Genomic DNA, 17,833 nt, shown 5'->3' with positions numbered 1-17,833 from the left:
GCCCCGCTCGTCGGCCGGTCGGGGCAGACCCCGCCCCGCCGCCTCCAGCGCCACCAGGTCACGCACGGTGCCGGCGCCATGGGCGGGCCCCTACTCGATGCCGTCGAGGAGGGCGAGCGCGCGTCGGGTGAGCAGGGTGGCGGCGTGCTCGTCGTACGACGGCAGGCTGTTGTCGGCGAACAGGTGCTGCTTGCCGGGGTAGAGGAAGAGTTCGGCGGCGTCGGGGGCCGATTCGACGAGGGCGCGGGCCGCGTCGAGGTCGCCCTCGTCGACGAAGTACTCGTCCGCCTCCATGCCGTGGATCTGGACCGGGACCTGCCGGGGCCAGTCGCCGCCGAACTCCGAGGCCGGGACGCAGGAGTGGAACAGCAGCGCGCCCTTCGCGCCGGTCCGGGTCTGGGCGAGGTACTGCGCCGGCAGGACGCCCAGCGAGAAACCGGCGTACACCAGCTCGGCGGGCAGCTCGGCCGCGGCGGCCCGGCCGCGCTCGACAAGGGTGCCGAACCCGATGCCCTGGGCGTGCGCGGCGCCCTCTTCCAGGTTCTCGAAGACCCGCCCTTGGTACAGATCCGGCACGTGGACGGCGTGTCCGGCGCCCCGGAGCGACTCGGCGAACGCGTGCACGCCGGACGTCAGCCCGTGCGCGTGGTGGAACAGCAGTACTTCAGCCATGTCGGCCCCCTCCGTCGGCGCGCAGCCCAGGTGCTGCGCGGGACCGAGTATGGACCGGGGCACTGACATCGCCCGGCGGTCGCCGCACACCCACGCCAAACACCTCGTCCGGTGGGCGGGTGTGGTGTTCGACGGGCGCCTGGAGTTGGCCATTCCGTATTCCGTCCATCGGATGCGCGGCACGACGGTGGAGTGCTTCTGTGCCGAAGTGCACGCCCCCTGAGCGCACTTGTCCCTGCTGATCCACAACGGGTTGGGTAAGCACCATGCTGCTGACCGGCAGCGACGCGGGGAGAGGTGGTTGTGATGTCAGCTGCTGTGGTCTGTGGGATCGGCACGTGCCTGCCGGAGCGGGTCGTCAGCAATGACGACCTGGCGGCCCGGCTGGACACCTCGGACGCCTGGATCCGTTCCCGTACCGGCATCGCACGGCGCCGGATCGTGGAGCCGGGCACCAGTACCGGTGATCTCGCGGTGGCCGCGGGACGGGCCGCGCTGGACTCCGCGGGGCACGGCGCCGACTTCGTCCTGCTGGCGACGACGACCCCGGACCGTCCGTGCCCCGCGACGGCGCCCGAGGTGGCGCATCGCCTGGGGCTCGGCGAGGTACCGGCGATGGACGTCTCGGCGGTCTGCTCGGGATTCGTGTACGCGGTCACGGTGGCGAGATCCCTGGTGGCGTCCGGGACCTGCGCCCGCCCGCTCGTGATCGGCGCCGAGGTGTACACGTCGATCATCGACCCGCTCGACCGGGACACCGCGGTGATCTTCGGCGACGGGGCCGGGGCGGTCGTGCTGCGCGAGGGCGGGGCCACGGAGTCGGGAGCGCTGCGCGCCGTCGACCTCGGCAGTGACGGCTCGGGCGGCGAACTGATCACGGTGGCCGCGGGCGGCTCCCGCCGCCCCCGCGTCGACGGCGAACTCCCGCGCTCGCAACGGTACTTCCGGATGCAGGGCCGTACGGTGTACCGGCACGCGGTGCACCGGATGACCGCCTCCTCGCGGCTCGTGCTGGAGCGGGCCGGCTGGTCGCCGATGTCGGTGCGTGCCTTCGTCGGCCATCAGGCCAACCAGCGGATCCTCGACGCCGTGGGCGACCGACTCGGCATCGGCGCCCCGCACCGCTTCGGGAACATCGCGGAGGTCGGCAACACCGCCGCCGCCTCCATCCCCCTCGCCCTCGCGGACACCGCCGCACGGGGACTCGTACGGCCCGGCGAGCGGAGCCTGCTCACCGCCTTCGGCGGGGGCTTGACCTGGGGTTCCATCGCCCTGTCATGGCCGGCCGCGGTACCGGTCCACCGGCCGCTCCCGGTCCCCGCCGCGCGCCGGCCGGCCATGGTCCCGGCTCCGGCGCGGCAGCCGCCATCGTGATGTCCACGCCCCTCCGGCACCCACGCGGAGCGGGGGACCGCGTCACCGGCTTCGTCCGACGGAGAACATCATGACCATCTCGCGCCGCACCCGTACCGCGCTCACCCAGGCCACGGACAACTGGCTCTCCCGTGTCTACCTGGCCGCCGTCACCGCGGCGACCGGCTACGTCCTCTTCGACGCCCTCTTCGTCGACCACCCCGACGCCTCCATGGCCGCCGTGGTGCCCTGGCTGCTGACCGCCCCGCTGAGCCTGCTGTACACCCTCCTGCCCGACGGCACCCTCTCCGGCACGAGCACCGGTGTGTTCACCGCCCTCCACCTCGCGGGGATCGCCTTCGCCGCCCTCGCGAACGCCGCCTTCATGGGCCACGTCGTCCACAGGCTCCGCCGGCCGTTCCCCGGCACCGCACCCAGCGCCTGAAGGTCCCGCCTACGTGACCCCGCCCGCATCCAGCAGGGCCGTCACCGTCGTCGTGGTCAGCCCTTCCAGCGTCTCGATCCCGGCACCGGCCCGGGCGCTCGCGCCGTCGAAGACCAGCATCAACTGCCGGGCGAGCAGCTCGGGATCACGCGCACCACCCAGCTCGGCCTGCCCACGGAGCACCTCTTTCATACGCCCCTTCGCATCGCCCGCGACCACCGACGCCGGGTGCCCGGGGTCCTTGAGTTCGACGAGCGCGGCGAGGAACGGGCAGCCGCGGTACTCCGGCCGCACCGAGGCCGCCTCCATCCGCTCGAAGATGCCCAGGATGCGCTCGCGCGGTGTCCCGGCATCCTCAGGATCCGGCGCGAGCTGCTTCTCGTACAGCGGAATCCGCCGTTCCAGGCTCGCCGCGAGGACGTCGTCCTTGCTCTCGAAGAGCTGGTACATCGACCGCTTCGAGACACCGGCCGACCGGCACAGCGCCTCGATGCCGACGGATACGCCCTCGCGGTAGACGAGGTCGGCCGCCGCGTCCAGCAACCGGTCCCTCGTGGACGCCTTGTCTGTAGTGGCCATAAGGGCAGGTTACCGCGCGGGACCAGACAAGGAAACCGATCGGTCTCCCCAGGTCGCGTGGGCGCAATCACACGTGACACAGCGACTGAACAAGCGCTTGGATAGTGACGATCGGACCGTGTGTCCCACCCCGCCGTGCCGCGCTGGAGGCCCCGTTGCTGTTCACATCCGTCGACGATGTCTCCGCGCGTCTCGCCGAGACCGGCTATCTGGCCTCGCCCGCGGTCGCGACCACGGTCTTCCTGGCCGACCGCCTGGGCAAGCCCCTGCTGGTGGAGGGCCCCGCCGGGGTCGGCAAGACCGAACTCGCCAAGGCCGTCGCCCAGGTGGCCGGGGCGCGACTGGTCCGGCTTCAGTGCTACGAGGGCGTCGACGAGTCCCGCGCGCTGTACGAGTGGAACCACGCCAAGCAGCTGCTGCGCATCAGCGCGGGCCGCGACGAGACGTGGGACGAGGCGCGCACGGACATCTTCAGCGAGGAGTTCCTGCTGGCGCGCCCCCTGTTGACCGCCATCCGCGGCGACGATCCCAAGGTGCTGCTGATCGACGAGACCGACAAGGCCGACGTCGAGGTGGAGGGGCTGCTGCTGGAAGTGCTCAGCGACTTCCAGGTCACCGTCCCGGAGCTCGGCACGATCACCGCCACCAGCCGGCCCTTCGTGGTCCTCACCTCGAACGCGAGCCGTGAGCTGTCGGAGGCGCTGCGCCGCCGTTGCCTCTTCCTCCACATCGGCTTCCCGGAGGAGGAGTTGGAGCGTCGTATCGTCCGGCTGAAGGTGCCGGGTCTGGACACGGCGCTGACGGAGTCGGTGGTCCGGGTGGTCGGCGCACTGCGCGAGATGGACCTGCGGAAGGTCCCCTCGGTCGCCGAGACGATCGACTGGGCGCGCACCCTGCTCGCGCTCGGCGCCGACACCCTCGACGGGACCGTCGTACGTGACAGTCTCGGCGTGCTCCTCAAGCACCAGGACGACATCCTCAAGGCGTCCGCCAAGCTCGACCTGGACGCCGTGTGAACGCGCCGACGGGCGTCGCCGAGCGGCTGACGGGGCTGGTCGGCGCGTTGCGCGCGCACGGCGTGCGGATCGGCACCGGCGAGACGGTGGACGCCGCGCAGGCGGTGGCGGCGCTCGGCCTGACCGACCGGGAACTGCTGCGTGAGGGCCTCGCCGCCACCCTGTTGCACAGCACGGGGCAGCGCCGGGTGTTCGACCCCGTCTTCGACCTGTACTTCCCGCGTCTCGTCGGGGCGCCGATGCCCGAGGGGCGGGAGAGCGACGCTCCCGCCGCCGACCGGGAGGAGCTGCGCGACCGGCTCGCGGCCGCGCTCGCCGCGGGCGACCGGGAGACACTGGAGCGGCTGGCGATCGAGGCGGTGGACGGCTTCGGGGGCTACGGTTCGTCGCCGGGGTCGGACGGCTGGTCGTCGTACCAGACGCTCGACCGGCTCCGCCCGCAGACGCTGATGGCGCGCGTCCGTGACAGCGTCCGGGCACGGCAGGAGGGTGCGGCGGGGTTCGCCGACCGACTGCTGGAGGACGAGATCCGGCGGCGTATCGAGGTGTTCCGCGCGCTGGTCGCCACGGAGGCGCGGCGCCGGGTCGCCGAGCGGCGCGGCCGGGACGAGTTGGCGCGGCGGGCGGTGGCCCCGACCGTCGACCGGGTCGACTTCCTGTTCGCGGGGCGGGACCGGCTCGCCGAGCTGCGCAGGACGGTGCAGCCGCTGGCGCGCAAGCTGGCCACCCGGCTCGCCGCACGCCGCCGCCGGGCCGCGCGCGGCACCATCGACCTGCGGCGGACCCTGCGCGGTTCACTGTCCACCGGCGGGGTGCCGATGAAGCCGGTGCTGCGCAGGCGCCGCCCCGTCCGGCCCGAACTGGTGCTGCTGTGCGATGTGTCGGGCTCGGTGGCGGGCTTCTCGGACTTCACGATGCTGCTGGTGCAGGCGCTGCACGACCAGTTCAGCAAGGTGCGGGTGTTCGCCTTCGTCAACCGGATCGACGAGGTGACCGGCCTGCTCGTGCACGGCACGGCCGATCCGGAGGGGCTGGGCGCCCGGATCCGCTCCGAGGCGACGCTGACGGGCTGGCACGGCAGCAGCGACTACGGCGTCGCGTTCGGCGAGTTCGCCGAGCGGTACGTCGACGCGGTGGGACCGCGTACGACCGTGTTCGTCCTCGGCGACGCCCGGACGAACATGGGCGACCCGAATCTGCCGGCCGTCCGGCGGTTCTCCGAACGGGCCCGCCGCGTCTACTGGTTGAACCCCGAGCCGCTCTCCCAGTGGGGTACGGGCGACTCGGCGGCGCCGGAGTACGCCGAGCTCGTCGAGATGCACGAGTGCCGCAACGTACGGCAGCTCAGCGGGCTGATCGGCCGACTGCTGCCGGTCTGACCGCCGGGGGACGGAGAACGGGACCGGCCGCCCCCTCGCCCTGCCTCCGTTACGCGACCAGCTGCGGGTACATCACGCCCAGGTCCTCGGCCAGCTGGGCCTTGACCTGCCGGGTGAGGTCGTCCGCCAGCACCTCGAAGGCGCCGGACGCGATGCCGTCGAGGGCCTGTGCCGCGACGCCCTCGGGCGAGGACTTCGGCGCGTCCACGTGCGCGGCCATGTCGGTGTCGACGTAACCGACATGGAGTCCCGTGACGTCGATGCCGCGCGGCTTCAGGTCGAGGCGCAGGGAGTTGGTCTGCGACCAGAAGGCCGCCTTGGAGGCGCTGTAGGAACCCAGGAGCCCCACCCACGACAGCACCGAGTGGACGTTGAGGATGTGGCCGCCGCCGTTGCGCTCGATGATCGGCACGAAGGCGCGCGTGACGAGGAGAGGGCCGAAGAAGTTCGTCTCGAACTCGCGGCGGACGTCCTCGACGGGCGAGTCCAGGAAGTTCGCGTTCACGGACGCGCCCGCGTTGTTGATCAGGACGGTGACGTCCTGCGCGCGCTCGGCGGCGGCGGCGACGGACGCGGGGTCGCTCACTTCCAGCGCCAGCGGCACCGCGTCGGGGTGCGTGACGGTCCGCGGGTCGCGTGCGGTGGCGTACACCTTCGACGCGCCGCGCTCGTAGAGGGCCTGCACGAGCGCGCGGCCGATGCCGCGGCTGCCGCCGGTGACCAGGACGACCGAACCTTCGATGGATGTCATGAGAACTCCCGAAGCCATGAGGAAACCGATCGGTTTCCCGTTGCCGGAAGAGTAAACCGATCGGTTTCTAAGGGCAAGGCGGGGGGTGAGGAGCAGGGCAAAGAGGGGGCAAGGAGCGGGCACGAAAACGGCTCGCCCCGATGGACGGGGCGAGCCGTTGACCGTGTCCGGATCAGGACGTGACGCCCGCCGTCTCCGCGACGGCCTCGTCCGCCACGGCACCGTCGGTGGCGGCGGCCTTCTTCTCGACCGTGTACGCCTGGGCCGCACCCCTGGTCAGACCGACCAGCGCCACGGCCACGATCAGCACGAACGCGACCCCGGCGATCGCGAAGCTCAGCGTGAACTGACTCTCGGCGGGCAGCGCGGGCGCGCCGGCCGGCAGGTGCTGGATGGTCTTGGACGCCAGCAGCGAGGTGATCACGGCGCTGGCGATCGCGCTGCCGACGGATCGGGAGATGGAGTTGAGGCCGTTGGCGATGCCGGTCTGGTGGTGCGGCACGCTCGCCACGATGAGCGCGGGCATGGCCGCGTAGCCGAAGCTGATCGCGACACCGATCAGCAGGCCCGCCAGGATGATCGACGCGGAGGTGTCGTGCGCCAGGGTGAGCCACGCGAAGCCGGCGACTCCGAAGACCGCGCCCACGGCGAGGGTGAACCGCGCCCCGATCCGCCCGACGAGGATCCCGCCGAACTGTGCGGCGAGCAGCGAGATCAGCGTGGTCGGCAGCAGGTACTCGACCGAGGCGCGCAGCACCGAGGCGCCGAATCCGTACCCGGTGAGTTCCTTCGGCATCTGCGCCAGGTAGGCGACGCCGATGAACTGGGAGAACATCGCGAAGCCGAGGAAGAGGCCGGCGAGGTTCGTGAAGAGCACCGGGCGGTGGGCGAACATCCCCATGTCCACCATCGGCGCGCGGACCTTGCGTTCGACCAGGACCCAGACGCCGGCCATGACGACCGCGGCGACGGACAGGCCGATGGTGCGGGCGGAGGACCAGCCCCACTCGTGTCCCTGCGAGATCGGCAGCAGGAGCAGGACGAGCAGCGCGGCGAGCGTTCCCGCGCCGAGCCAGTCGGTACGGCCGCCGGTCGTCGAGCGCGAGGAGGGGACGCGCAGGACGACGCCGACCAGGGCGAGGGCCGTGAGCCCCACGGCGAGCCAGAACACCCGGTGGTAGTCGGGGTCCGAGCCCCGCGTGAGCAGTCCGGCCGCCACCAGGGCGAGTCCGCTGCCGACCGCGAGCGTGCCGCTCACCAGCGCCATCGCGCCGTGCAGCTTCGCCGGGGGTATCTCCTCGCGCAGGACCGACAGGGCGAGCGGGAAGATCGCGGTGGCCGCGCCCTGGAGCACCCGGCCGACGATCAGCCACAGCAGCGAGGTGGTGGTCGCCGCCAGCACCGAACCGGCGATCATCAGCAGCAGAACCCCGATCAGCGTGGGCTTCTTGCCGTGCATGTCGCCGAACCGGCCGAGCAGCGGGGTGAAGACCGCGGCGGACAACAGGGTCGCGGTGGTGACCCAGCTGACGTTCGCGGTGGTGGTGCCGAGGTCGCTCTGGATGATGCTCAGGATCGGTACGACGAGGGTCTGCATCATCGAGACGATCATGGCCGCGAGGCCGAGGACCAGGACGAGTGAGAGGTCGCCGGTGGGGCGCTTGGACGCCACGCGATCTGTGGGTGTCACGGTGTTCTTCCGTTTGGTCAGGACGTCGAGCAATCACGGAGCGTGATGCCGCGAAACTTGAGGACCACAAAGCTGTAGAGCCTGGAAGTTTGAGGTCCTCAAGTAACTCGATAGAGGTAAGCATCGAAGGTTGAGGTAGTCAAGTTTCGGGTTACGCTGGATCCATGTCCGCGACATCTGGAACGAACCGCTCCACCGAGGCGTCCGACAGCGGATCCCTCACCGTCTCCAACGGCATGCTTCTCGACACCCTGTGGGCGTCGATGGTCAGCCTCTACGCGGATCTCACCACTGCCGCCGCCTCGCACGGCCTCACCTACAGCCAGGCCAAGGCGCTCAACGTGCTGCGCCAGGGCCCGGCTCCGATGCGGGCCCTGGCGGGCACACTGCGCTGCGACGCCTCGAACATGACCGGGATCGTCGACCGGCTGGAGGCCCGCGGCCTCGTCTACCGCGAGCCCAGCCCCACCGACCGGCGGGTCAAGAACGTCGTCCTCTCGGAGGACGGGGCGGCCGCCGTGTCGAGCATCCGCGACGGCATGCGCGGCACCCACCAGGCCCTCGACTCCCTCAGCGACGCCGAGCGGTCCACCCTCGAAGGCCTGCTCTCGCGCCTGTTCGTCGCCGGGGACGACCGGACTTCCTGACCCCCGAACGGGACGCCGCGGCCGAGCCGTTCCCCTTGCTGCCCCGCTCCTCCTAGGGAGGGACCCAGGGATTTCCCCGAAGAGTCGGGGTGCGGCGCGGCCCTCGCCTCGCAGGTGATCTGCCGCGGCGGCAGGCGAAGCCCCGGGCAGACGCGGGGGGTGGTCGCGGTGGACAGTGCCGATGTGATCGCCGATGTGTCCGACATCCTGGTGCACGCCCTGACCGCCGCGGTACGCGAATCCGACGCCCACGCCCGGGTGCGGCTGGTCGAAGCGCCGCCGCGCCCGGAGGCCAACCGAGCGGTCGCGCACCCGTCTCGGCCGCGGCGCGGATTGTACGTGTCGCGCGTCCCCGGGCCAGGAAATTTCTGGCCTGTTTTTTACCATGCGGTGGGTGTGAGAGCGACCGTCAGGCCCGCGACCTCCGCGTCTTCATTCGGCTGATCAACCGAACAGTACGCCGTAACCAATCGTGTCCGAATTTGAAACGACGAGTTCACAGGCTCGCAAGTTTCTCCTGTGTCCATAGCGGAGAACCCGCAGATCACAGGGGTTGAAAAGGTTTCCTCCCTTTCTGCGAGACGGGCCAAGAGGTGCGCGTGATGGACGAACTGCGTGTGCTGTCGATCTATGAAGGATTCTTCTCGGGCGGGGCCCGGATCGTGCACAGTGATGTGGTGCTGGGGCTCCATGAGGGTGGCCAGCGCCATGCGGTGCTGAGTGTGAATGGCGAAATGTATCGGGAGGAGACCCGGCAGCGGATGGAGGACGACGTCTGCTACCGGTCGCTGACAGCGGCGGGCGTGCCGGTCACCTCGCTGGGCCGCACCCCCGGGACACCCGGCGGCCCCGAGACCTTCACCGGACCGGAGCTGGCCGCCACCACCCGGGCGGTGGCCGCCGCGGACGTCCTCCTGTCCCTCAAGGAGCAGCCGCTCGGCCTGCTCAACCAGGCCGGCCTGCCCCGGCGGCCCGTCCTGGTCTGTCTGCACCGCTCCGACCCCGAGAACCAGGGGGCGGCCCTGGACGAGCTGCGGACGGCGGTCGCCGACGGCCGGATCGCCGCCGGGATCTGTTGCGCCGAATCGACGCGCGCCGCGTACGCCGCGGCCGGGATCCCGGCCGGCCTGCTGCACGTCATCCCGAACGGCGTGGATCTGCTGCGATTCCGCCCCGACCCGTTCAGACGCGCTCTGCTGCGGACGTCGCTGGGCATCCCGGAGCGCGCGCCCGTGATCGTCTTCGCGGCACGCTACGCCACGATGAAAAACGTTCCGCTGTTCCTTCGGGCCGCCCGGGCCTGGCTGCGCCGACAGCCCGACGGTCACGTCCTGATGTGCGGCGCGGGCATGACGCGGGCCAACGGCTGCCTGCGTGAGGACATCGCCACCGCCTTCGGCGAGGACGCCCCGCTCGCCGACCGCCTCTCGCTGCTCGGCGTACGGCATGACATGGAGACCGTCTACGCGGCCGCCGACGTGGTGTCGCTGACCTCCGCCAGCGGCGAGGCGGCGCCGCTGTGCCTGATCGAGGGCATGATGTGCGGGGCCGTGCCGGTCGCCACCGATGTCGGCGACAGCGCCTCGATCGTCACCGGGCACGGCTTCCTCACCCCGCCCGACCCCGAAGCGATCGCCCTGGCCTGGTCCGAGGCGGTGGCGCGGGGCGCCGAGTTCGCACCGGCCCTGGCGCTCAGCCGCGAACGGTTCAGCCGCACCCGGATGATCGCCGCGTACGCCGCGCTCATCGAACAGGTGCGCAGCAGGTCGGGCCGGGTGCCTCTCCCGGAACCCTTCTGAGCGACCCCGCCGGGAAGGGGCGCCCCCGGGGCGCCCCGGGACCCGCGTACGCCCCGCGGGTCAGGCCTCCTTCTCGCCCAGTTTCTCGACGTACTCCTGCGCCTTGTCCACACCGGTCTCGATCTTGTCGGTGTATTTGCCGTCCGTCTTGTCGTCGACGATGTCGCCGGCCTTCTCCAGTCCGTCGGAGATCGTGTCGCCGTGGGCCTCGGCGAGTTCCTCGGCCTTGTCCTTGAGGTTCTTCAGGTTGTCGAACACGCGTGACCCCTTCTCCGGCGGCACTGTCTGATCAGGGTCACGACCCCACCCGGCCCTCGGCGGCCAACAGGCCCACGGTGCGGCGCTCTTGGGCAACGGGAGCGAACGGCGCGGACCGCTCCGGTTCGCCCAGGCCCGACGCGCCCCCGAGCGGGGGTGCACCGGTTCCCGGTGCGCGCCGCACAACACCTCATTCGTGGCAGGTTCTGGACAAGAATTGGCTAAGCCCAGGGACGCTCACCCGTCCCTCGTGGTCCTGTCTGTCCCAACGCTGTCTCAACGCCGTTCGGGAGGACCCACGTGCCAATACCCACCCGCAAGAGACGATGGCTCACCATCTGTGCCGTCACCGCGTCGGCCGCGCTCGTCGCGCTGCCCGCCGGCGCCGCGCCCGGCCCGGACACGGGCCGTCCCTTCGGGGCCCGCGCGCTCGCCCAACTCGCCGCAGGCCGCGCGCAGTCGACGGGCGGCATCACCCCGAAGGTGACAGCGCAGGACTCCGACGGCGGCAACGAGTCCGGCGAGATAGCCGAGGGGGCCGACCAGTACGCCGAGGCCCGCACCTCACCGGGCGTCGTCGCGCCGGGGGCCTACGGCGCCGCCTGGAGCAGCCTGAACAAACTGCCCTCCGCCGACGGGAGTTGGCGCAACGTCACCGACCTGCCGTACAACTCGGACGACCCGCGCTACCGCGACTTCGACTCCAACTCCAGCGGCGGTTCGGGCAATGTCACCGGCCGCCTCGCGGCGATGGCCGCCGACGACGGCGGGTACGTGTACGCGGGCAGCGCGGGCGGCGGCGTATGGCGCTCCCGGTCCGGTGGCGGACACTGGGAGCCCATCAGCGACCGGCTGTCCTCGCAGTCCACCGGTGCGCTGGCCCTGGACGGGTCCGGGCGCCTGTGGCTGGGCACCGGCGAGGCGAACACCAACGCGGACGCCTACCTCGGCAGCGGGGTGTATGTGCTGACCGACGCACACCACGGCACGTTCTCCGCGCGCAGCCGGGTCGGCGGCGACGAGCTGGAGAGCACCACCATCCACCAGCTGCGCTTCGGCGGCGGAAAGGTGTGGGCGGCGACCAGCGAGGGCGTCTGGAGCCACTCCACCAAGACACTCGGCGGCGCCTGGAAGCGGGAGTTCGCCCCCAACCCCGCCTACCTCCCCGGTGGTTCACTGGCGAAGGACCCTTCCGCCCCGTACAAGAACCTCGCCAACGACATCGCGATCGACCCGAAGGACCCCTCCAAGGTGGTTCTCGCGGTCGGGTGGCGCAGCGGTGACGACTACAACGGCTTCTACACCCAGGTGCGGGGCGCCTGGACACGGATCACCAGCGGTCTGGGCGACCTGCCGTCCGACGCGGACAACGTCGGCAACGTCACCTTCGCCCGGTCCGCCGACGGCTCGCGCTACTACGCCATCGACCAGTCGCCGAAACAGCTGAACAGCAACCCCGACAGCGGCCTCGAGGGAATCTACGTCGCCAAGTCCGGCTCTCCCTTCGGCCCTTGGACGAAGATCGCCGACTACAAGCAGCTCGCCGCCGACGGCTCGGCCCTCACCTCCAGCGGCTACATGCCCGGCGTACAGGCCTGGTACAACCAGTTCCTGACCGTCGACCCGGCGAACGCGCAGCATGTGTACGCGGGTCTGGAGGAGGTCTACGAGACCAGGGACGGCGGCGGCACCTGGTCCACCGTCGGCCCGTACTGGAACTTCGGTTTCCCCTGCTGGAGCATCGACCCCGCCAAGCAGACCGGCGACTGCAACGCGACGACCCACTCCGACCAGCACGGGGTCGCCATCGGCAGCTACCACGGCAGGAGTTACGTCTACGTCGGCAACGACGGCGGAGCCTACCGCCGGCCGCTCGACGGCTCCCAGGACTCCTCCGGCCACGCCACCGACTGGACGTCCCTGAACGACGGCACGATCGACACGCTCCAGTACTACTCGGTGGGCATCGGCAAGGACCTCGCCCACGGCGGCGTCTCGGTCACCGGCGGCCTGCAGGACAACGGCCAGTCCATCCTGCGCAGCGACGACAAGGTGATGGGCTCCGACTTCGGCGGCGACGGCGGCGACACGCTCACCGACCCGGCCAACGGCTGTGACATCGCCGAGGAGTACGTCTACCTCGCCGTCCAGATCACCCAGAACTGCGCCATCAACGACGGCTCCTGGGTCAACGACGCGAGCAAGGTCACCTCGTACAACGTCGCCCCGGCCGACAACGCCACCAGCGAGGCCCGCTTCATCGCCCCGCTCGCCGCCGACATGAAGAACAGCTCGACCTGGATCGCGGGCGGCCGGCACGTGTGGGTGCAGACGCACGGCTACGCCATCCGCAGCGGCTCCGAGTGGACCAGCCTGTACGACCTCGGCGCGGGCCGCACCGCGACCGCCGTCGCCGCGTCGGGCGGCAAGGTGTACGCGGCCTGGTGCGGCCCCTGCAACAACCAGGGCTTCGCGCGCGGAATCTCCGTCGGCAACGAGGACGGCACGGGCTGGCACGACGTGGCCCTGCCGGTGGACGCGAACGTGCCCAACCGCTACCTCAGCGGCTTCGCCGTCGACCCGAAGAACGCCGACCATGTGTACCTGGAGGTCAACGGCTTCTCCCGGCACTGGACCGAGGGACCCGGCGCGGGCGTGGGCCATGTCTTCGAGTCCAAGGACGGCGGCACCACCTGGACCGACATCTCCGCGAACCTGCCCGACGTGCCGACGGACTCCGCGGTCGTCACGGCCAATGGCGGCCTCGCCGTCGCCACCGACCTCGGTGTGGTCTACCGCGCCCCGGGCCGTACGACATGGCAGCGCGTCGGCCGACTCCCCGCGGTCGCTGTGCTCCAGCTGAAGCTGAGCCCTGACGGCGGCACGCTGTACGCGGCCACGCACGGCCGCGGCATCTACACGATCAAGGTGCGCGACTGCGGCTGACCCGTACGCACGCAGGAGGGGTGAACTCGCCGCCAGAAGCGGCCGGTTCACCCCTCCTTCGCGTACGGGACCACACTCACCCGGAGCGTGAACGCGGTGCGCGCGGCGCCCGCCACGTCCGGAGCCTTCGCCGTCACCGTGATCCCGGCCGCCCCGCCCCGTACGCTCGCGCAGCGCAAGGTGGCACGGCCGGTCCCGTCGGCGTCGACGCGCCATCCGGAGACCAGCACCACTGCGGGTGCCGCACTCCGGACGGCCGTCCAGCGCCGGTCGTCCGCACGCGGCCGCAGGGTGACCGAGACCACCGCCCCGGTCCGCACGCACAACCGCCGTTCGACCGCGTCCCCGGGCGACACGGTGACCTCCACCCGCCCGGCGAGGCAACTGGCCACCGGCGCGGCGGATCCGGGGCCCGACGCGGACGGTGCCCCTCGCCCCGGCTCCGCCGTCCCACCCGTGGAAGCACTCGCGGAGGCACTCGTGGACGCATTCGTGGACGCACTCGGGCGTCCGGACGACGGCCCCCGGCCTGCGCCTCCCGATCCACCGCACGCCGCGAGCAGCACCACTCCGGCGACCGCCGTCCAACCGGCCCACCACCGCATCGCGCGCCTCCGCCCGTCTGCCCGTATCCCGACGAACACCAGCATGCCCGCCTCCCGGGGAACCGTGCGGCGTAAGCGCCGAACGGACGTGCTCGCGTCCGCGTCAGTCGCCGCGCACGGCGGCGAACACACCGCCGTCCCCCAGGATGTCGATGCCGAGGCGCGGGTCGACGCCTCCTGCCGGCCTTGCGGGGTGTCGATGATGCCCGGCGAGAGGGAGCACGCCCGGGCTCCCACCGGTCCGAGGCGTACGGCCTCCTTCCGTGCGGCGCGTCTCGGCCAGCAGCGCGGCCCCGACGAGGTCGCTGACATCTGCACCGAATCGAGGCCACCCGTTGGATGGTCAGCGCCGCCTGGCTCCCCGACCAGGGCCGTCCGCACAGTAAGGAGGCCGCCATGGCGACGCTGTAACCCTCCGAGGTCGCCAATCGCGCGGCCTCCGCGTCGGTGCAGATCCACGGCGGCTACAGCTACGTACGGGAGTCGGAGATCTCCCGTTTCCACGCCGCCGCGAAGATCCTGGAGATCGGCGAGGGCACGAACGAGATCCAGCGCAACGTCATCGCCAGAGCGCTGGTGAAGCAGGCGTGACCCGGCCGTCGTGAGCCAGCCATGAGGAACGGTCGGGTCCCGCGGTGTGCCGGAGCGCACCGCGGGTCCGGGTCAGTCGCCGACAGCGGCCGGCTGCCACTCCGCCTCGGGGTCGAGCGGCAGGTCGGGACGGTCACGCTTGAACGCGGCCGCCCGCTCCTCCACGTCCGGCAGCGCGTTGTCGGACGCGCCGAAGCCGCGGAACAGGGTCGCGCAGTACTCGCGCGAAAGGAACGCTGCGTCCCACTGCCCCTCGGGGCGCACCCATTGGTAGGTGTGGTGGTGCAGGTTGAGGAACTGCAGGGTCGCCAGGCGCGGTGGGAGCGCACGGAAGATGCCCTGGTCGACGGCTTCCGCGAGCAGGCCGGAGACCAGGTGCTCGAAGTCGGAGCGCTGGCCCAGCAGGGCCTCCAGCTCGTCGCCGCTGAGACTGCGGTAGTCGTGCTCGTAGACCCAGACGTGGTCGAGCCTGCGGAAGATGATCGTCAGCAGCGACTCGGACAGCAGCCGCAGCCGCAGCAGGGGATCCTCGTCGAGTTTCGCGATCTGCCGCGCACGCGACAACAGTGGTCGCATCACCCGCGACTGGATCTCGATGAGCAGGTTCTCCTTGGAGACGATGTAGTAGTACAGCGCTCCCTTGGCGAGCCCGACCGCGCGGCCCAGGTCGTTGATGGAGGTCGCCGCGTAGCCCTGTTCGGCGAACAGGGAGGCCGCGACGTCGATGATCTTCTGGCGTCTGCCTTCGAAGCCCGGCCCATGACCCGGTGGTCGTGGCATTGATTCACTCCCCGCCTGATGTGACGACGTGTCTCGACCGAGACCGACCCGACGTCCGCTCCAGACGGCCGTCGGGGCACCTGAGGGGGAAGCGGACTCCGGGACGCCGCTTCAGTTTGCTAGACCAAACGGTACATTAAAAGGTGGACTCGGGCGGCGGGCGTCTGTCCCGCGCTGGCGATCCACATCGAGGAATGATCGTCAACGGCGGCGGCAACGCCACCGTGGGCACGTCGAAGACCGTCACGTTCCCGATCGCCATCACCGTCAAGGGCAACTCGGGCGTGAAGGGGCTCGCGAACGTCAACACCTCCACGGCTTACAGCGTCCATGGTTTCTTCGACTGGACCGGGTCCTCGTGCGTGAAGAAGAGCTCCACCACGTCGGTGTGCACGGCCACGATGACCGTCGATCCAGCCTGGATCCCGGACACCAGTGACACCGATGCCAACACGATCGCCGGCGTCTGGCAGGTCGACGCCACCGTCAGGGCCAACGACGGCGACTACTGGATTTCCGACCACATCGCCGAGTACAAGGTGAAGCGCGCCTCGAAGCTGGCCACCGACGCGTCGCCCGAAACGGTCGCCAAGGGCGCCAAACTCACCGCCACCGGCAAGCTGTCCCCTGCCAACTGGGAGGACCTCGCCTACCACGGTTTCGCCGGGCAGCAGGTCAAGCTCCAGTTCAAGAAGGCCGGGGCCGCCCACTACAGCGTCAAGACCGTGACGTCGGGAACCCACGGGAACCTCAGTACCAAAGTGACCGTCACCGCGGCGGGCAGTTGGCGCTGGTACTTCCCCGGCACGACGACGACCGCGAGTTCGTCTCGGCCGGGGACGCGGTATCACTGAAGAAGTGACGTCCACGGGCTGAAAGCCTCGCCCACGGCGGCGGCCCGAGTCGTCGGCCTCCCGTCAGAAGTGTCCGACCAGGGTCGTGACGACGTGGTCGACGGCGTCGGCGTACAGGTCCGGGCGCAGGACGCCCAGGACGGCCGCCGCCGCGGTCGCCGTCAGGAGCCAGGGCTCCCAGCGGCCGCTCGACGGGCCCTTCATCGGACACGCTCCGCGATCCTGGTGGCCCGGCCGAGCAGCCACTCCAGCGGGCCACGCGCGAAGTGGCGGGACCAGAGGGTCGCGAACACGGTCACGGCCACGAGGAAGCCGAGCAGCACGTGCAGCGGGAAACCTGGCAGTTCCTCCATGCCCAGGGCGCGGATGGCGACGATGTGGAAGACGTACGCGGTCAGGGACATCGTGCCCACCGCGATGACCGGAGCGGCCAGTCGGCGAAAGCGCGGGAGGGTGTCGGTGGCAGCGAGGCAGGCGGCCAGGACCACGATGGCCACGCCGGTGTTGGCCACGACCGACAGGGTCGTCTCGCTGTGCGGCGAGGCCGCCAGCAGCCAGGCCGGGGTGGTGCCGGTCGGGTAGCCCGCGGTGTCGGACCACCAGGCCGACATGACCGAACCTCCCTCGCCCCAGCCGGAGGCGCGCAGTGCGGAGGCGGCGCCGGGGACGAGGTGCAGGGCCAGGTAGGAGCCGCCGTAGCCGAGGACGGCCAGCGAGACACCGGTGATCGCGAGGCGTGCGCGGACGACGGTGGAGGCCAGGTCCAGCCGGGCCACGGCCATGCCGGCGACGACGAACGGGATCCAGGCCAGGGCCGGGTAACCGCCGGTGAAGAGCAGCGAGACGATGCCGTCCGCGTCGGTGGGCCAGACCCAGATCCCGCCCGGACCACCGCCGTCGCCGCCGCCCGGGTTGAGGGCCTGCTGCACCACGTACAGGATCTGAGGCAGGAGCAGCGCACCGCTCACGGCGATGACCGCCAGCGGTCGGGCGCCGAGCCGGTACAGCGGCAGGACCAGCAGGAAGTACAGGCCGTAGAAGGCGAGGATCACCTCGACCGGGGTGCCGGTCAGGGTGAGCGCGGTGCCCAGGACCAGCAGGATGAGGGCTCGGATCACCACCTTGGCGACCGCCTGGCGGCCCGCCCGGCCGGTCTTGGGGGTACGGCGGCCGGTGATCAGCGCGATCGAGAAGCCGGCCAGGAAGGCGAAGAGCGCGGAGGCCCGGCCGTGAGCCAGTTCCATGAAGAAGCCGGTCGATCCACCCTCGGAGGGATCGGGGCCGACGTGGGCCGCGTACATCCCGAAGACCGCGAGCCCCCGGGCGAGGTCCACTCCGATCAGACGCCCCGCCGAGGGCCGGGTGTCGGGGAGTTGCGTGGTTGCGCACGCCTTCGGTCGGGGCGGGGCCACGAGCGTCGTGGCGTGTGCGTTCTGCGTCATGGATCACAGGCTCGGGAGAATCGCCG

General features: G+C 71.1%; 19 protein-coding genes. 10 read left to right on the top strand and 9 right to left on the bottom strand.

Annotated features, from left to right (window positions below):
* Positions 1-90 precede the first annotated feature (90 nt).
* Positions 91-672, bottom strand: a complete 582-nt coding sequence (locus tag AAFF41_RS39240) for a dienelactone hydrolase family protein (RefSeq protein WP_343325488.1) — start codon at positions 670-672, stop codon at positions 91-93.
* 49 nt (positions 673-721) lie between these two features.
* On the opposite strand from AAFF41_RS39240, the gene AAFF41_RS39235 reads away from it, so the two are divergent.
* The 3 genes from AAFF41_RS39235 (at position 722) to AAFF41_RS39225 (ending at position 2,470) form a co-directional block, all read left to right on the top strand.
* Positions 722-895 (top strand): hypothetical protein, encoded by a 174-nt coding sequence (locus AAFF41_RS39235; RefSeq protein ID WP_343325487.1) that lies wholly within the window; start codon positions 722-724, stop codon positions 893-895.
* 83 nt (positions 896-978) lie between these two features.
* Positions 979-2,046, top strand: coding sequence for a beta-ketoacyl-ACP synthase III (locus tag AAFF41_RS39230; protein ID WP_319749454.1), 1,068 nt, complete (start codon positions 979-981; stop codon positions 2,044-2,046).
* 70 nt (positions 2,047-2,116) lie between these two features.
* Positions 2,117-2,470: an SCO4225 family membrane protein gene (locus AAFF41_RS39225; RefSeq protein WP_319749455.1), complete on the top strand. Its 354-nt coding sequence runs from the start codon at positions 2,117-2,119 to the stop codon at positions 2,468-2,470.
* Positions 2,471-2,479: 9 nt separating this feature from the next.
* Here the strand turns inward: AAFF41_RS39225 and AAFF41_RS39220 are convergent, their stop codons facing one another.
* Complete coding sequence (locus AAFF41_RS39220) at positions 2,480-3,049, bottom strand: TetR/AcrR family transcriptional regulator (protein ID WP_319749456.1); 570 nt, start codon at positions 3,047-3,049, stop codon at positions 2,480-2,482.
* A 158-nt stretch (positions 3,050-3,207) separates the two neighbouring features.
* Here AAFF41_RS39220 and AAFF41_RS39215 point away from each other — a divergent pair, with 158 nt between their 5' ends.
* Positions 3,208-4,065: an AAA family ATPase gene (locus AAFF41_RS39215; RefSeq protein WP_319749489.1), complete on the top strand. Its 858-nt coding sequence runs from the start codon at positions 3,208-3,210 to the stop codon at positions 4,063-4,065.
* Entirely contained in the window at positions 4,062-5,444 is a 1,383-nt protein-coding gene (locus AAFF41_RS39210; RefSeq protein WP_319749457.1) for a vWA domain-containing protein, read from the top strand. Before AAFF41_RS39215 ends, AAFF41_RS39210 begins: the two co-directional genes overlap by 4 nt.
* 49 nt (positions 5,445-5,493) lie before the next feature.
* On the opposite strand, the gene AAFF41_RS39205 is transcribed toward AAFF41_RS39210, so the two are convergent.
* Together AAFF41_RS39205 and AAFF41_RS39200 are read right to left on the bottom strand one after the other, a co-directional pair.
* Positions 5,494-6,195, bottom strand: coding sequence for an SDR family oxidoreductase (locus AAFF41_RS39205; protein WP_319749458.1), 702 nt, complete (start codon positions 6,193-6,195; stop codon positions 5,494-5,496).
* Between the two features lie 172 nt (positions 6,196-6,367).
* Positions 6,368-7,885 carry an MFS transporter gene (locus AAFF41_RS39200; RefSeq protein WP_343325486.1) on the bottom strand — a complete coding sequence of 506 codons (1,518 nt, stop codon included), beginning with the start codon at positions 7,883-7,885 and terminating at the stop codon, positions 6,368-6,370.
* A gap of 164 nt (positions 7,886-8,049) precedes the next feature.
* On the opposite strand from AAFF41_RS39200, the gene AAFF41_RS39195 reads away from it, so the two are divergent.
* Positions 8,050-8,532 carry a MarR family winged helix-turn-helix transcriptional regulator gene (locus AAFF41_RS39195; protein ID WP_343325485.1) on the top strand — a complete coding sequence of 161 codons (483 nt, stop codon included), beginning with the start codon at positions 8,050-8,052 and terminating at the stop codon, positions 8,530-8,532.
* A 617-nt stretch (positions 8,533-9,149) separates the two neighbouring features.
* The gene (locus AAFF41_RS39190; protein ID WP_343326425.1) at positions 9,150-10,331 is read left to right on the top strand and encodes a glycosyltransferase; all 1,182 of its coding nucleotides are present in this window, start codon (positions 9,150-9,152) and stop codon (positions 10,329-10,331) included.
* A 60-nt stretch (positions 10,332-10,391) separates the two neighbouring features.
* Here the strand turns inward: AAFF41_RS39190 and AAFF41_RS39185 are convergent, their stop codons facing one another.
* Positions 10,392-10,589: an antitoxin gene (locus AAFF41_RS39185; RefSeq protein ID WP_095851535.1), complete on the bottom strand. Its 198-nt coding sequence runs from the start codon at positions 10,587-10,589 to the stop codon at positions 10,392-10,394.
* A gap of 300 nt (positions 10,590-10,889) precedes the next feature.
* On the opposite strand from AAFF41_RS39185, the gene AAFF41_RS39180 reads away from it, so the two are divergent.
* Positions 10,890-13,535 carry a WD40/YVTN/BNR-like repeat-containing protein gene (locus AAFF41_RS39180; protein WP_343325484.1) on the top strand — a complete coding sequence of 882 codons (2,646 nt, stop codon included), beginning with the start codon at positions 10,890-10,892 and terminating at the stop codon, positions 13,533-13,535.
* 47 nt (positions 13,536-13,582) lie between these two features.
* Here AAFF41_RS39180 and AAFF41_RS39175 read toward each other — a convergent pair whose 3' ends face one another.
* Complete coding sequence (locus AAFF41_RS39175) at positions 13,583-13,891, bottom strand: acetyl-CoA synthetase (RefSeq protein ID WP_343325483.1); 309 nt, start codon at positions 13,889-13,891, stop codon at positions 13,583-13,585.
* Positions 13,892-14,587: 696 nt separating this feature from the next.
* Here AAFF41_RS39175 and AAFF41_RS39170 point away from each other — a divergent pair.
* On the top strand, positions 14,588-14,731 hold the full coding sequence (locus tag AAFF41_RS39170; RefSeq protein ID WP_343325482.1) for an acyl-CoA dehydrogenase family protein: 144 nt from the start codon (positions 14,588-14,590) through the stop codon (positions 14,729-14,731).
* A gap of 72 nt (positions 14,732-14,803) precedes the next feature.
* Here the strand turns inward: AAFF41_RS39170 and AAFF41_RS39165 are convergent, their stop codons facing one another.
* On the bottom strand, positions 14,804-15,511 hold the full coding sequence (locus AAFF41_RS39165; RefSeq protein ID WP_343325481.1) for a TetR/AcrR family transcriptional regulator: 708 nt from the start codon (positions 15,509-15,511) through the stop codon (positions 14,804-14,806).
* 194 nt (positions 15,512-15,705) lie between these two features.
* Here AAFF41_RS39165 and AAFF41_RS39160 point away from each other — a divergent pair, with 194 nt between their 5' ends.
* Positions 15,706-16,365, top strand: coding sequence for a hypothetical protein (locus AAFF41_RS39160; RefSeq protein ID WP_343325480.1), 660 nt, complete (start codon positions 15,706-15,708; stop codon positions 16,363-16,365).
* Positions 16,366-16,428: 63 nt separating this feature from the next.
* On the opposite strand, the gene AAFF41_RS39155 is transcribed toward AAFF41_RS39160, so the two are convergent.
* Positions 16,429-16,569 (bottom strand): hypothetical protein, encoded by a 141-nt coding sequence (locus tag AAFF41_RS39155; protein WP_319749464.1) that lies wholly within the window; start codon positions 16,567-16,569, stop codon positions 16,429-16,431.
* Complete coding sequence (locus tag AAFF41_RS39150) at positions 16,566-17,807, bottom strand: DUF418 domain-containing protein (RefSeq protein ID WP_319749465.1); 1,242 nt, start codon at positions 17,805-17,807, stop codon at positions 16,566-16,568. The genes AAFF41_RS39155 and AAFF41_RS39150 overlap by 4 nt, the downstream gene beginning before the upstream one ends.
* Positions 17,808-17,833 lie beyond the last annotated feature (26 nt).

It is taken from the genome of Streptomyces mirabilis (assembly GCF_039503195.1).
GTDB lineage: Bacteria > Actinomycetota > Actinomycetes > Streptomycetales > Streptomycetaceae > Streptomyces > Streptomyces mirabilis_D.
The sequence above is the reverse complement of the archived record's forward strand: the minus strand, read 5'-3'. Positions and strand labels throughout refer to the sequence as shown.